The organism is Janthinobacterium sp. UMAB-56 (genome assembly GCF_900095265.1).
Taxonomy (GTDB): domain Bacteria; phylum Pseudomonadota; class Gammaproteobacteria; order Burkholderiales; family Burkholderiaceae_D; genus Janthinobacterium.
This window is the reverse complement of record NZ_LT607653.1, coordinates 58399-73121: the sequence shown is the minus strand read 5'-3', so window position 1 is coordinate 73121 and position 14723 is coordinate 58399. Positions and strand designations below refer to the sequence as shown.

At 61.2% G+C, this 14723-nt stretch carries 9 protein-coding genes; 3 read left to right on the top strand and 6 right to left on the bottom strand.

Annotation, left to right across the window (positions count from 1 at the left end; genetic code table 11):
• Positions 1-199: 199 nt before the first annotated feature.
• Positions 200-2353 (top strand): S46 family peptidase, encoded by a 2154-nt coding sequence (locus tag K0F85_RS06225; protein WP_219115073.1) that lies wholly within the window; start codon positions 200-202, stop codon positions 2351-2353.
• A 68-nt stretch (positions 2354-2421) separates the two neighbouring features.
• Here the strand turns inward: K0F85_RS06225 and K0F85_RS06220 are convergent, their stop codons facing one another.
• Positions 2422-2994 carry a hypothetical protein gene (locus tag K0F85_RS06220; RefSeq protein WP_219115072.1) on the bottom strand — a complete coding sequence of 191 codons (573 nt, stop codon included), beginning with the start codon at positions 2992-2994 and terminating at the stop codon, positions 2422-2424.
• A 150-nt stretch (positions 2995-3144) separates the two neighbouring features.
• Between K0F85_RS06220 and K0F85_RS06215 the strand changes: the two genes are divergently transcribed.
• Together K0F85_RS06215 and K0F85_RS06210 are read left to right on the top strand one after the other, a co-directional pair.
• Complete coding sequence (locus tag K0F85_RS06215; protein ID WP_219115071.1) at positions 3145-4833, top strand: M14 family zinc carboxypeptidase; 1689 nt, start codon at positions 3145-3147, stop codon at positions 4831-4833.
• Between the two features lie 90 nt (positions 4834-4923).
• Positions 4924-7074 carry an FUSC family membrane protein gene (locus tag K0F85_RS06210; RefSeq protein WP_219115070.1) on the top strand — a complete coding sequence of 717 codons (2151 nt, stop codon included), beginning with the start codon at positions 4924-4926 and terminating at the stop codon, positions 7072-7074.
• A gap of 8 nt (positions 7075-7082) precedes the next feature.
• Here K0F85_RS06210 and K0F85_RS06205 read toward each other — a convergent pair whose 3' ends face one another.
• From K0F85_RS06205 to K0F85_RS06185, 5 genes are all read right to left on the bottom strand, one after another.
• Positions 7083-9032: a S9 family peptidase gene (locus K0F85_RS06205; RefSeq protein WP_257572568.1), complete on the bottom strand. Its 1950-nt coding sequence runs from the start codon at positions 9030-9032 to the stop codon at positions 7083-7085.
• 67 nt (positions 9033-9099) lie between these two features.
• Complete coding sequence (locus K0F85_RS06200; RefSeq protein ID WP_219115069.1) at positions 9100-10572, bottom strand: amino acid permease; 1473 nt, start codon at positions 10570-10572, stop codon at positions 9100-9102.
• 301 nt (positions 10573-10873) lie between these two features.
• On the bottom strand, positions 10874-12304 hold the full coding sequence (locus K0F85_RS06195; protein WP_219115068.1) for an amino acid permease: 1431 nt from the start codon (positions 12302-12304) through the stop codon (positions 10874-10876).
• 116 nt (positions 12305-12420) lie between these two features.
• Positions 12421-12879 (bottom strand): RidA family protein, encoded by a 459-nt coding sequence (locus K0F85_RS06190; protein WP_070254760.1) that lies wholly within the window; start codon positions 12877-12879, stop codon positions 12421-12423.
• Positions 12880-13133: 254 nt separating this feature from the next.
• The gene (locus K0F85_RS06185) at positions 13134-14717 is read right to left on the bottom strand and encodes an ATP-binding cassette domain-containing protein (protein ID WP_257572567.1); all 1584 of its coding nucleotides are present in this window, start codon (positions 14715-14717) and stop codon (positions 13134-13136) included.
• Positions 14718-14723 lie beyond the last annotated feature (6 nt).

Genomic DNA, 14723 nt, shown 5'->3' with positions numbered 1-14723 from the left:
AAATGCTGGCGGATGCCCTGCTTTCCCCATGTCTGAACAAGAAATATTTCTTTTAAAGCATCAATCCACACCATACGCTGAGGAAAATGTCATTGACTAGTCACACTTCGAAACGGATACTCTAGGTCGCCCGCTGAGAAAACCACTGGGTACGCACGCTGATTCCGACTTCCCACCATGTAAAAAGACAAGAAATCGAATGAAAAAATCTTTAATCGCGCTCGCCATCCTGAGCAACTTCGCACACGCCGACGAAGGCATGTGGATGCCCCAACAGCTGCCACAAGTAGCTAAAGAACTGAAAGCGGCCGGACTGAAACTCGATCCGACCACCCTGACCAAACTGACCGAGTTCCCGATGGGTGCCATCGTCAGCCTGGGCGGTTGCTCGGCCTCGTTCGTCTCGCCGCAAGGCCTGGTTGCCACCAACCACCATTGCGTCTACAACAGCGTGGCGGTCAACTCGACCAAGGAGCGCGATTTGCTGGCCAACGGTTTCCTGGCCAAGACTTTCGCTGAAGAATTGCCGGCAGCTCCAGGCAGCCGCATCTTCGTCACCTCGGCCGTGACCAATGTCAGCGACAAGATCATCACCGCCGACGTGGCCAAGCTGCAAGGCAAGGCACGCATCGATGCGATCGAGAAAAACCAGAAGAAACTGGTCGCCGAATGCGAAAAAGAAGCCGGCTTCCGCTGCACCGTGTCGAGCTACTACGGCGGCCTGGAGTTCTACCTGATCAAGCAACTGGAAATTCGCGACGTACGCCTGGTGCACGCGCCTCCAGCGGGCGTGGGCAAGTTCGGCGGCGACACCGACAACTGGATGTGGCCACGCCACACGGGCGACTACGGTTTCTACCGCGCCTACGTCAGCCGCGATGGCAAGGCTGCCGACTTCAGCAAGGACAACGTGCCATACCAGCCAAAACACGTGCTGAAACTGGCCAAGGATGGCTTGAAAGAAGGCGATTTCGTCATGGCGCTGGGCTACCCTGGCCGCACCAACCGTCACCGCCTGCCATCGGAAGTGGCGTTCACGTTTGACTGGAACTACCCTGCCTTCGTGAAAGCGTCGGGCGAAACCCTGGCCATCATCGCGCGCGAAACCAAAGACAACAAGGATGTGGCCCTGAAATACGCGGGTCAGGTCGCTGGCGTGAACAATTACTACAAGAACCGTCAAGGCATGCTGGACTCATACGCCGGCAGCGACTTCCTGGCGCGCAAGACGGCAGAACACGAGGCCCTGAAAACCTGGGTCAACGCCAATCCTGCCCGCAAGGCGGAATTTGCCGGCGACATCGAGCAAGTGGAAAAGCTGATCGCCGAACGCGATGCCGACACCAAGCGCGACTTCTTCCTGGGCTACGCACAGCCACGCCTGCTGAACACGGCACGCAGCCTGTACCGCCTGTCCAACGAAAGCACCAAGGCCGATGCGGAACGCAAGTCCGGCTACCAGACGCGCGATTTGCCACGCCTGACCTCGGGCATCACGTCGGTCGAGCGCACCTACGATGAAAAAGTCGACAAGGCGCTGGTACTCAACAGCCTGAGCAAGTACGCCGCGCAACCGGCAGCACAACGCCGCGCCAGCTTTGACGCCGCCATCGGCATCAAGGACGGCATGTCGCCAGCCGAGCTGTCCGCCGCCCTGGACAAACTGTATGCGGGCAGCAAGCTGGGCGACAAGGAAGAACGCGCAGCATGGCTGAAACGCACGCCAGCCGAATTCCAGGCCAGCAAGGACACCTTCATCCAGGCAGCCGTCGCCATGTATCCCGATTCGCTGAAAAACGAAGCGGAAGACGAAGAACTGGCCGGCAAGATCCAGCAAGCCTACGCCAACTACATGAAAGCAAAAATTGCCTTCATGAAGAGCAAGGGATTAGCCGTCTATCCTGACGCCAACAGCACCCTGCGCGTGACGTTCGGCCGTGTTGCCGGCCGTGACCACGGCGCCGATGGCACTACCTGGACCGCTTTCACCACCGTCAATGGCGTCGTTGCCAAAGCCACGGGCGAGGGTGAGTTCAATGCACCAGCGAAACAACTGGCCGCGATCAAGGCCAAGGACTTCGGTAAATTTGTCGATCCCAAGCTGAAAACCGTGCCGGTCGACTACCTGGCGACCTTGGACATCACCGGCGGCAACTCCGGTTCGGCTGCCCTCAATTCCAAAGGCGAATTCATCGGCCTCGCCTTCGATGGCACCCTGGACTCGATCATCTCCGATTGGGACTACAACAAGGCCAACACCCGTTCGATCCAGGTCGACCTGCGCTACATGCTGTGGAACATGAAACACATCGACCACGCAGACAACCTGCTGAAAGAAATGGGCGCTGAATAACAAGAAGCCATAACCCGGCAACGGGCGCTTTAGCCTGAGCCACTCCTGCGGGAGTGGCTTTTTTTCGCCTAACGTTTTTTTACTTTGGCAAAGCGGTAAGGCACGGCTTGCTCTTCGCCAAACACTTGCGCCCTGCCACTTCCCAGCGGCAACATGACCCGCCGGCCATCCTGGCGCAGCAAGGCCAGGTCGGCACCGGGAAAACGCTGCGCCAGCAGCCGATACGCCGGCCGGGCGATGCGGGCGGCAGGAATCACGATGCGGTAATCGGCATCGCCAAAATCGAGCAGCAGCGCGGGAGTGTCATCCGGTCCCGGCAGCGCCGTAATGCGCAGGAACACGCTTCCCTTGATGAGCTCGAAGGCTGACCACAGGGGCAAGGGGCGCTGCGTGGAACCGAGCTGCAACTGCGGCGCGTGGCGCGCATCCGCCGACGTCAGCAAGAGGTCCGGCCGTTCTTCCGACATTGCGCCATCGACGGCCAGCAACCAGCCCCGGTAGCGTATCAGCGCACCCTGCGCGACAGCCGTGACGGTTCCGCCGTGCGCCACCGGCCCCTTGCCTGCCGGCAAGCGCAATGGCGCCGCCTGTGCCGCCAGGCACACCCACCACACCAGCACCGCCATCGCTGTCTTGCCCATGCTGCCTCCCCTTGCACGTGAAACGTATTCATAACACAAGTGCTGCAGCCAGCCCCTGCGGCGCATCAAGACAGGAGCGCCGGTGCTACAATTGGCCCCTAGCGGGCGTACTTACCCAGCGCGCCTTCCCCCTCCCAGACTCAGACCGCTATGCCACCAGACTTGCGCACGACCTACGAACTCGGTAACCACAACCAGACCACGACCTGGCTGGAATGCATCACTTTCTACAAGGATCTCGCCGCACGCTACCCGCAGGTGCTGCATTTCGAACAGATCGGTCTATCCGATGCGGGCGTACCCATCCACGCTGGCGTCGTCAGCGCCGATGGGGTGTTTGAGCGCGAGCAGATCAAGCGCGCAGGCCGCACCGTGTTCTTCAACAACAACGGCATCCATCCGGGCGAACCGGAAGGCATCGACGCCTGCATGGCCATCGTGCGCGACCTTTGCACGCAGCCCGAGCGCCTGGCGGCACTGGGCAGCACCGTGCTGCTGTTCATTCCGATCTACAACGTCGATGGCAGCCTGAACCGCGCCAACACCTCGCGCGTGAATCAGGATGGCCCGGAGCAATTTGGCTTCCGTGGAAACAGCCGCCACCTGGACCTGAACCGCGATTTCATCAAGTGCGACAGCCTGAACGCGCAAGTGTTCAACCGCTTGCTGGCCAGCTGGGACCCGGACGTGATGGTCGACACGCACACGTCCAACGGCGCCGACTACCCGTACACGATGACCCTGATCCACACGCAGACGGATAAGCTGGGCAATGGCCTGGGCCCCTTCCTGCAAGACACCATGCTGCCGCACATCTTTGCGGCCATGGAAAGCGCCGGCTGGCCCACCTGCCCCTACGTGAACCCCGTCAAGGATAGCCCCGATCACGGCATCGCCGAATTCCTCGAAGTACCGCGTTTTTCGACCGGTTTTGCGGCCTTGCATCACGTCATCGGTTTCATGCCGGAAACGCATATGCTCAAGCCCTTTGCCGACCGCTACGCTTCCATGCGCGCCCTGCTCGACATCACGATGGCGTTTACCATCGAACATGGCGAACAGATCAAGCAATTGCGGGCGCAGGCCAAGGCGGCGGGCCGCACCCAGGCCGAGTGGCCGATCCACTGGGCCATGAATGAAGAGCAGCCGTCGACCTTCCCCTTCAAGGGCTATGTGGCGCAATACACGCCGAGCGTGCTGGGCGACTACCAGCGCCTGTCGTATGACCGCTCGCAGCCGTGGGAACGCGATATCAAGTATTACAACCGCTTCGATGCAGATGTCACCGTGGCCGCGCCGAAAGCCTATGTCGTGCCGCAAGCCTGGCGTGAAGTGATCGAGCGCCTGCGCTGGAACGGCGTGGAAATGAGCCGCATCACCGCAGAACAGACCCTAACGGCACGCTACTACCACCTCAGCAACATCGGCACGCGCGCCACGGCCTACGAAGGCCATATGTTCCACGAGACGGTGGAAGTGGAAGCGCGCACGGGACAATTCACCGTGCAGGCGGGTGACTATGTGATCAGCCTGGAGCAGGACAATGCGCGCTACGCCGTGGAAACGCTGGAGCCGCAGGCGCACGACAGCTTCTTCCGCTGGGGCTTCTTCAACAGCGTGCTGGAAAAGAAGGAAGCGTTTTCCGACTACGTGTTCGAAGACATGGCGTCCGAATTGTTGCGCGATGAGCCGGCCCTGGCGGCCAAGTTTGCCGACTGGAAAGCAGCCAACCCGGCCTTGCTGAGTAATCAGGAAGCCGTGCTCGATTTCATTTTTGAACACTGCCAGCGCTTCGCCGAGCCGGAATGGCGACGCTATCCCGTCATTGCCCTCATGTAACTCGGGGCGGTAGCAACTGCAACATCCTGGCGCCGCATCGGAGACCCCGGTGCGGCGCCTCTTTCTGTGCCCTACCCACAAGGTAATCCCATGCACTACGCACTGAACCTGCGCACCTTTATTTACAGCCATTATTTTTACCTGGGCTTGCGCGTGGCCATCGGCTTGGTCGGCCTGGCCTTGCTGACCCAGGAAATCAGCGACAGCGCCACCGCCATGACGGTGTGCATAGGCGCACTGTGCACGACCCTGATGGACATGCCCAGCCCGCTGCGCCACAAGTTCAACGAAATGCTCGCTTCCGTGCTGCTGTGCAGCGCCGTCACTTTACTCATCAGCCTGTGCGGGCCCGTGCAGTGGCTCTTGATGACGGTACTCGTGCTGGTGAGTTTTCTCGCCAGCATGATGGTCGTATACGGCAAGAAATCCATGCCCTTGCAACTGGCCGCCCTCTTCATCATGACCATGTCGATGGAGCATCAGATGACGTGGCAGCAATCGTTCCACCACGCAGGCTTGTTCATGCTGGGCGGCTTGATTTATCTCGCCTACGCCATGGCCATCGCCTGGGTCTTGCGCCACCGCATCAAACAGCAAGTGCTGGCCGAAGCCCTGTTCGAACTGGCCGCCTACATCGATATCAAGGCCGATTTCTACGACACGCGTTTCAATCTGACGGAACAGTTCAACAAGCTGGTGCGCCATCAAAGCATCCTGGCCGACCGCCAACAGGCGTCGCGCGACCTGATTTTGCGCAGCCACAAGAACAGCAAGGACGCCATCGTCGTGCAAGTGCATGTGTGCATGCTGGATCTATATGAGCTGATCCTTTCCACGCACACCGATTACGCGCTGCTGCGCCAGCACCTGGCCGACTCCGAGGTACTGAAATCCTTGCACGACCTCGCTTACAAGGCGGCGCGCGACATCGAAGCCGTGGCTTACGCCGTCACGCGCAAGCGCGCTTCGTATGCGCAGATCAGCTATGACAAGGAATGGGCCGACATCGAAACAGAGATCGCCCGTCTGCACGCGAAAGGTGACAGTGCGCAAGAGGCACTGGCTACCCTGCGCGCGCAGCGCAACAAGATCCGCGCCATTTTAAAAATGATCGCAGAATTGCACCTGGCCAGCCAGAAAGTGTATGACAACGTGCCGTTCTGGAGCGGCGCCGACATGGCGCCTTTCTTGTCGCAGCAGAAGTACGAGCTGAAGACCCTGCTGGCTAACTTGCGCCTGGATTCGCCCGTGTTCCGCTTCGCCCTGCGCGTGTCGATGGCCATTTCGGTCGGCTTGGCTGTAGGCCACTGGCTGCCGTATGCGGCGCACAGCTACTGGATCGTGCTGACCATCGTCATTATCCTGCGTCCCACCTTCAGCATGACGCGCCAGCGCCGCGCCGACCGCATCATCGGCACCATCATCGGCTGCGTGGTCACGGCCATCGTGATCCGCTACGTGCACAGCAATATCGTGCTGATGGCCATCCTGTTCCTGTCCATCGTGGCCACGCCCACCTTCATCTATTTGCGTTACCGCTACACGGCCATCGCCGTGAGCCTGATGATCTTGCTGCAAATGCACCTGGTAGCGCCCAGCAACCCCAACCTCGTCAGCGAACGCCTGATCGATACCCTGATCGGCGCGGCGGTAGCAACCGTGTTCAGCTTCGTGCTGGCCAATTGGGAATACCAGAGCCTGCCCCGGCTGGTGCGCCAGGTACTGAATGTGAACCTGAGCTATATGCAGGTCAGCTTCGCGCTGCTGCAGGGGAAATGCTTCGATGATTTTGCCTACCGCATCGAGCGCAAGCGATTGATGGACAGCCTGGCCGCGCTCAGCTCGGCACTCGTACGTATGCTCGATGAACCGGCCAGCAAGCAGCGGGCCGTGGAAGACATCAACCTGTTCATCGTGCAAAATTACCTGCTGGTGGCCCACGTGGCGGCGCTGCGCTCGATTCTGGGGCGCCATGCCAACCAGCTGCCCGTCGCGCCCGTCAATGCCTTGCTCGGCCACAGCCATACGCAAGTGTGCCAGACCCTGTCGCGCGCGCTGGAGCAGCTCGACAACAAGGCCGCCATCAGCGCCCCGCTGGCTACCCCGGCCGCGCCGCCCGTCAGCGACGTAGCCTGGTCGGGCTGGCCACTGGTGCAGCGGCGCATCCGATTGTTACAGGCAGACGCCGACAAGATCGTGATACATAGCGCGGCGATCGTGCATATTGTTTCACCGCGCTAAGCTGCCATTTACTTCAGATACTGCTCGAACCAGCCGATAGTGCGCTTCTGCAAGTCGCGCTGGTGTTCAGGCTTGCGGAAGGAATGGCCTTCGCCATCATAGATGAACAGGCTGGACGGCACGCCCATGGCGCGCAAGCCATGCCAGAATTCCAGCGACTGGGCGGCCGGCGTTTCCACGTCGCGCTCGCCCACGTAGATCAGGGTCGGCGTCTTGGCGGCCTTGATCGATTCGATCGGCGAGGCACGGCGGTAGACCTCTGGATTGTCATACGCGGAGGCGCCAAAGAAGGGGATCATCCATTGGTTGATGCCGTTCTGGCCGTAATAACTGATCCAGTTCGACACGCCCGCACCCGCCACGGCCGCCTTGAAACGGTTGCTGTGCGTGACGCCCCACATGGTCATGAAGCCGCCATACGAATGGCCGATCAGGCCCAGGCGCTGGCCATCGACGGGTGCTACTTTTTGCACGGCGTCGATGCCGGCCAGGATGTCGCGCCAGTCGCCGCCGCCAAAGTCGGCCATGTTGGCGCGCGTAAACGCCTGGCCCTGACCAAAGCTGCCGCGTGGATTGGGCAGGAAGACGAAATAGCCTTTTTGCGTCAATTCATGGATCAGGGTGCTCGCCGCCACATAACGGGGCGAGGCAGCCGCGCCGGGGCCGCCATGCACGTTGACGACCATCGGGTAGCGCTTGCCGGCCTCCACCTTCAACGGTCCCAGCAGCCAGCCTTGCACCTTGTATTGCTCGTTGTTCCAGCCCACGTTTTGCACCGACACTTGCGGCGCAAAGCCGTCATTGTCGCGCGTAATCTTTTTCAGCTGGCCCACCGGTCCCGCCACCAGATAGCTGGCATGCGTAAAGTCTTCCTGCGCGGCCGCCGCTTGCTGGCCATCGGCGCTGAACGACAGACGGCCATCGCTGCCGCTGCTGCTGATCTCGCCAAGCATCACCGGCTGGGCCGGACCGCTTTGCGCATCGACAGGCACCAGCGCCAGCTGCGAATCGATCAGGGCCGTTGCCAGCAAGCCGGCGCCGCGCCAGACGACGCCATTGAAGGTGCCGCGATAGTCTTGCGTGAGATTGCGCGGCGTGCCGCCGGCCAGCGGCACGCTATAAATATCGCCGCCGATGGAGCCGAAATCGCTCATCAGGCCGCCGATGAACACCACCGTCTTGCCATCCGGCGAAACCGACGGCAGGTTCAGCTGCATGGCCGGTGACGCGATCACGCGCAAGGCGCCCGTGGCCGCATCGATATGGCTGAGCTTGGCGACCCACCAGTTGCTGTCGCCATTGCCCTGCGCGCTGGTGGCCACGAAGCCGCGGCCATCGGGCGTCCAGCTGTATTCATACACATAGGTGTCGCTTGGTGACAGCAGACGCGGCTCACCGCCGCTGGCCGGCACGATGGCGATGCGCTGGGCATCGTCTGCGCTGCCCACTTCGCCCACCTGGCGCGCGCCCGCCTCCACGGCGCCGGCCAGCTTGCGCGCGCCTACCGTCGCCAGCAAGGCCAGCTGCTTGCCGTCCGGCGACCAGCGCGCCGTACTTGCCACACCCTTGATACTGGTCAACACGCGTGCCTGCGCCTGCGACAGGGTGGCCAGGTACAGCTGCGCCGTGCCCGCCTTGGCGTCGTAGCCAACAAAGGCCAGCTGCCTGCCGTCCGGCGACCAGCTGGGCTTGTCGTAGGAACACACGGCACAGGGGTCGAATTGCTGCACGATGGCGCCGTTGGCGGCGTCGCGCACGATGATGGCAGCATGCGGGCGCTGCGGCTGCTCGCCCACCTTGCTCGATTCGATGGCGGCGATGCGCTGGCCATTGGCAGACAGGGCCACGGCGCGGTAATCGCGCAATGCCGGCTCGCTTGCAGGGGCGGCCTGCACCGTGGTGCCAAGCAGGCTGCTTGCCAGCAAGCCGCAGGCGGCCAGATCAGTTATTTTCATCATGTAAATTCCAGTTAAGAATAAAAAAAACCGCCGGCAAGCGCGGCGGTTTTAGATGGAACAGACTGCATTAGCGGGCCTTCTTGCCCAGGTGCGAATGGCGCATGCTGTACAGGAAGTAAATGGCCACCGTTACCGCCATCCACACGCTGAACACGACAAACGTCGTATGCGGCAAATCGCGCATGATGTACAGGCAAGCCAATATGCTCAGACCAGGAATCACATACGGCCCGAACGGTACGCTGAAGCCTTCGATGCGGTTGGCGCCCTGCTTGTGGCGCAGCACGGGCACGGCGATCGACACCACCATGAAGGCCGTCAGGGTACCGATGCTGACCATGTCCCACAAATAAGTGGCATCGACGGAGCCGGCCACGACGGCCACCACCAGGCAGACGATGATGGTATTGCTGACCGGCACCAGGGTACGCGGGTGGATTTTCTGGAACGATTTCGGGATCAGGCCATCGCGGCTGACGGCAAACAGGATGCGCGTCTGGCCATAGATCGTTACCAGGGTCACGCTGAAGACGGAAATGACGGCGCCGGCCGACAGCACCAGCGCGGGCCAGGTCTTGCCAGTGACGTTTTGCAGGATCACCGCCAGGCCCGCTTCCTGGCCTTCGAACAGCTTGGCTTGTTGCGCGCCCAGGGCGGCCACGGCCACCAGCAGGTAAAACACGGTGACGATGAGCAAGGCGCCAAGGATGCCGCGCGGCACATTGCGCGTGGGATTTTTCACTTCGTCGCCCGCCGTCGCCACCGTATCCAAGCCGATGAAGGAGAAGAAGACGGTGCCGGCAGCGGCTGTGACGCCCGTCATGCCGGCAAAGCCCTTGCTATTGTCGCTATTGAAGAAGGGGAAGAAATTGTCGGCGTTAAAACCAGAAAACGCGATGATGATGAAAAACACCAGGATCGCCAGCTTGATGATGACCATGATGGCGTTCATCAGGGCCGATTCCTTGGCGCCACGCAGCAGCAAGAAGCCGCACATGCAGATCAGGAAGATCGGCGGCAGGTTGATATGGCCGGCATGAAACTCCATGCCATGTGGGCCGGAAACGATCATCGGCGTGCGCAGCATCTCGGGAATGTGCCAGCCGAAGGCATTTTCCAGGAAGTTATTCAGGTAGGACGACCAGCCGATGGCTACGGCACTGCCCGCCAAGCCGTATTCGAGCAGCAGACAGGCGGCCATGATGAAGGCAAGAAACTCGCCCACGGTGGCATAGGCAAATGAATACGAGGAGCCGGAAGCGGGTATGCGGAACGACAATTCCGCATAGCACAAGGCCGTCAAGCCGGCCGTGATGGCGGCGATCAGGAAAGACAGGACGACCGATGGCCCCGCCTTGGGCACGGCTTCGACCATGGTAAAGAAAATGCCCGTGCCGATGGTGGCGCCGACGCCGATCATGGTGAGGGAAAACAGGCCGATGGACCGGCTCAAGCCGCTGCTGCTGAGGCCTTCACCATATTCGACCGTGGTATCGATCGGCTTGGTGCGGCAAAGTTTCTGGACCAGGGTTTGGCTCACTAGACTTCCTTTATGAGGCATGCTTTTGTTTTGTATACATGACGGGTAAAAACAAGAGAAAACGGCGCTCCGGCCCTACCTGGGAAAAAACCGGAAATATCGCGTCCATTTTCAAAACTAAGCGATTATAGGGCTTTCATCGGCTCAGCTAAACAGAACTTTGATGCAAGGAAACAACGCCAGGCCTGCGCCGGCAAACCCGCCAGCCTGCTGGCGAAGAATAAATTGTTTTTATGAAATAAAAAGCGCGCCGCTGCACAGGGGCAGTGGCGCGCTTCAGGCTCAGCTCAACTACGCTGGCTTACTTCTTGACCTTTGGCGCATCGGCCGGCGGCCAGCCTGCCTCGTAGCCTTGCGGCACGTCGTCGCGCCGCTCTTTCGGCGCCAGGCCCAGCGCGTAGTACAGCACCGTCAGCAGGATCAGCCAGGCTGGTCCCACCATCAGGGCGATGCGCGTATCGGGGAAGTACGCCATCAGGCCGATCACCAGCGCCAGGAAAGCCAGCGAAATCCAGGAACCGTATGGCGCGAACGGCATGCGGAAGGCCAGATTCTTGATTTCCAACGGCGTCAGGGTCTTGCGGAACTGGATCTGCGTGACCAGGATCACGCCCCAGGTCCAGACGGCACCGAAGGTGGAAATCGAGGTGACCCAGATAAACACTTTTTCCGGCACCAGGTAGTTCAGCAGCACGCCCAGCAGCAGCGCGAAGACAGACACCAGGATGGCGCGGCGCGGCACGCCGCTTTCCGTGGTTTCCGCAAACGCCTTCGGTGCCTGGCCTTGCAGCGCCAGGTTGTACAGCATGCGGCCCGTGCTGAAGATGCCGCCGTTGCACGACGACAGGGCGGCCGTCAGCACGACGAAGTTGATGATGCCGGCGGCCGTCTTGATGCCCAGGCGTTCGAAGGTCATGACGAAGGGGCTGCCGGTGGTGCCGATTTCATTCCATGGGTAGATCGACAGGATGACGAACAGTGCGCCGACATAGAAAATCAGGATGCGCCAGAACACGGAATTGATGGCGTCGGGAATTGATTTCTTCGGGTTCGCCGCTTCGCCAGCCGTCAGGCCGATCATTTCCACGCCCAGGTAGGCAAACATCACCATCTGCAGCGACATCAGCACGCCCTGCGCGCCATTCGGGAAGAAGCCGCCATGCGTCCACAGGTTGGAGATGCCGATGGCCACGCCATTGTTGCCGAGGCCAAAGATGATCATGCCCGTGCCGCCGACAATCATCAGGATGATGGTGACCACCTTGATCAGGGCGAACCAGAATTCGAACTCGCCGTAGGCTTTCACTGCCAGCAAGTTGATCGCGCCCATGGAACCCAAGGCCGCCAGGGCCCAGATCCAGCGCGGCACGTCGGGGAACCAGATGCCCATGTAGATGGCGACGGCGGTAATTTCAGCGACGCAGGTGACGAGCCACAGGAACCAGTAGTTCCAACCCGTCAGATAGCCTTGCAAGGGGCCCAGGTAATCCTGGGCATAGCGGCTGAAGGAGCCAGCCACGGGATTGTGCACGGCCATTTCGCCCAGCGCGCGCATGATCATGAAGATGACCGCGCCACCGATGATGTACGACAGCATGATGCCGGGACCGGCCATCTTGATGGCGTTGCCGGACCCCAAAAACAGGCCCACGCCAATCGCGGCGCCCAGCGCCATCAGGCGGATCTGCCGCTCGCCCAGGCCGCGGTGCAAGCCTTGTTCACTCGTTTTCATTACATGTCTCCGTTTTTTTCTTGAATACACCGATCCCTCCACCCCAATGGCGGTTCCGCTCTTGCTGGAAAAGAGGAAAAGGCGAGCCGGCGGCAAGCGCCGGCATGCTCAGATGATCAGGCCAGTTCGGCGATCAGCTCGATTTCGACGCAAGCGCCCAGCGGGATTTGCGCCACGCCGAAGGCGGAGCGGGCATGCTTGCCGCTGTCGCCGAAGACTTCGACGAACAGTTCCGAGGCGCCATTGGTCACCAGGTGCTGTTCCGTGAATGTGGAAGTGGAATTGACCAGGCTCATGACCTTGACGATGCGCTTGACCTTGTTCAAGTCGCCGCCGCAGGCGTCTTGCAGCGTAGCAATCAGTTCGATGGCGATGCCGCGCGCAGCGATCTTGCCTTCTTCCGTGGTGACGTCCTTGCCCAGCTGGCCGACCCAGACCTTGCCATCCTTCTTGGCCAGGTGGCCGGACAGGAAGACAGTGTTGCCCGTGCGGGCATGCATCACGTAGGCGGCAGCTGGCGCGGCAACGACTGGCAGTTCAATGTTGAGGGCTTTGAGTTTTTCGTAAAACGACATGCTATTTCTCCAAGAAAACAATATAAGCGAAACCAAAATTCATGCACGGCAGGGCACGGAGGAGGCCGCCCTGGCAGCGCGGCAGTGACCGACAACAGTGCCAGATTAAACGTCATCATATTGGTGAACCGGCAGTTTTAGTTCACAAATAGGCCCGGTTATTCAGTGGATTATACCGACAATCAAACAAAATTCAGCATCGGTTCATGAAGCATGCCCTACAGGCATCGAGCGTGTACTTTTTCATTCAATTATCATTTATGCAATGTCAAGCCCTGCGGGTCAAGGTTTATCGCCGCCAAAAATGCCTGGTCGTGCGAAACCACAAGTAAGGCCCCCTGATATTGCAGCAGCATCTGCTCCAGCGCCTGCAGGCTGGCCAGGTCCAGATGATTGTCGGGTTCGTCGAGCAGCAGCAGTTGCGGCGGCGTTTGCGCATACAGTTCGGCCGCCAGCGCCACCTTCATGCGCTCGCCGCCACTGAGCAAACGGCTGGGCATGGTGGCGCGCGCGCCGGCAATGCCCAGCAGCGCCAGCCGCGTGCGCAAATCCCCTTCCGCCACAGTGCTATTGCGTGCCTGCAAGCGTTGCACGGCGCTCCGCTCGCCGTCTCGCAGGCCAGCATGCTGGTCCAGCCACGCCACCTGCGCGTGGCAGTGCAGCTCGCCGCTGGCGGGCGCCAGTTGCCCGGCGATCAAGCGCAGCAGGGTCGACTTGCCGCTGCCGTTATTTCCCGTCACGGCCAGGCGGCGCGGCCCGCTCAGTACCAGGTTGATCGCGTGCGCCTGGCCATGCGGCAAGACCAGCCCGCGCAGCGCCAGGATCAATTTTCCATTCGGCACCAGGCTCTCGGGCGCCAGCAGCAGCCGTTCGGCCTCGGGCGCGCAGCGGGCGCTGGCATTCATCACCCTTTGCTGGCGCGCCTGCTGCGCCTCTTGCGCGCGCAGGTGCAGCTTGCCCTGGCTATCCTGGCTTTTCTCCTTTTTCGCGTCCAGCAGCAGCTTGCTTTGGTTGCCTTCGCGGCCCTCGCGCTCGCCACGTCCGATCCTGCGCTGCTGGCGCTCGCTTTGCTGCTGCGCTTCGCGCTGTTCGCGTTTGGCGCCGGCCTTTTCCGCCTGCAGGGCGGCGGCATAGCCAGCCTGCTCCAGCGCACGCAGCTGCGCATACATCGCGTAATTGCCGCCATAGCTGCGCAAGCCCTGCGGCGACAGCTCGACGATGGCATCGACGTGCTCGAGCAAGCTGCGGTCATGGCTGATCAGCAGCAAACCGCCCGGCCAGCGCGCCATCTGCGCCACCAGGCGGGCGCGCTGGCCGGCGTCAAGGTGGTTGCTCGGTTCATCGAGCACCAGCCAGTGCGCCTGCGACAGCCAGGCGCACTGCAGGGCGATGCGCTGGCGTTCGCCGCCACTCAGGCGACTCGTTGGCGTGTCGGCATCCACCTGCTGCAAATCGAGCGCATCGAGCGCCTGGCGCAGGCGGGCGTGGGCATCCCAGTGTTCGCCCACCAGGGCGTAGTCGGCCTCGTCGAGGCTGCCGGCGGCGATGCGCGCCAGCGCGGCCAGCAATTCCTCCATGCCGGCGAGCGCCGCCACGCTGGGATAGTGCTGCGGATCAAGTTCCTGCGCCACGTAATGCACGCTGCCGTCGCAACGCACGGCGCCGGAAGACGGCTGCGCCTGGCCCGCCAGCAGGCGCGCCAGCACGCTCTTGCCCACGCCGTTATGGCCGACGAGGCCGATACGTTGCGGGGCAAAGGTGAATTGCAAATCGGAAAACAGGGCGCGGCCATCGGGCAGCACCAAGGAAAGACGGTCGAGTTGTAGGAAGGCAGGCATGGATAC

Excerpts from the sequence above, each read along its gene's own strand:
- K0F85_RS06195 (WP_219115068.1), bottom strand. The coding sequence starts at position 12,304 with ATGAAAACGAGTGAACAAGGCTTGCACCGCGGCCTGGGCGAGCGGCAG.
- K0F85_RS06225 (WP_219115073.1), top strand. The coding sequence starts at position 200 with ATGAAAAAATCTTTAATCGCGCTCGCCATCCTGAGCAACTTCGCACAC.
- K0F85_RS06210 (WP_219115070.1), top strand. The coding sequence starts at position 4,924 with ATGCACTACGCACTGAACCTGCGCACCTTTATTTACAGCCATTATTTT.
- K0F85_RS06220 (WP_219115072.1), bottom strand. The coding sequence starts at position 2,994 with ATGGGCAAGACAGCGATGGCGGTGCTGGTGTGGTGGGTGTGCCTGGCG.
- K0F85_RS06185 (WP_257572567.1), bottom strand. The coding sequence starts at position 14,717 with ATGCCTGCCTTCCTACAACTCGACCGTCTTTCCTTGGTGCTGCCCGAT.
- K0F85_RS06205 (WP_257572568.1), bottom strand. The coding sequence starts at position 9,032 with ATGATGAAAATAACTGATCTGGCCGCCTGCGGCTTGCTGGCAAGCAGC.
- K0F85_RS06215 (WP_219115071.1), top strand. The coding sequence starts at position 3,145 with ATGCCACCAGACTTGCGCACGACCTACGAACTCGGTAACCACAACCAG.
- K0F85_RS06190 (WP_070254760.1), bottom strand. The coding sequence starts at position 12,879 with ATGTCGTTTTACGAAAAACTCAAAGCCCTCAACATTGAACTGCCAGTC.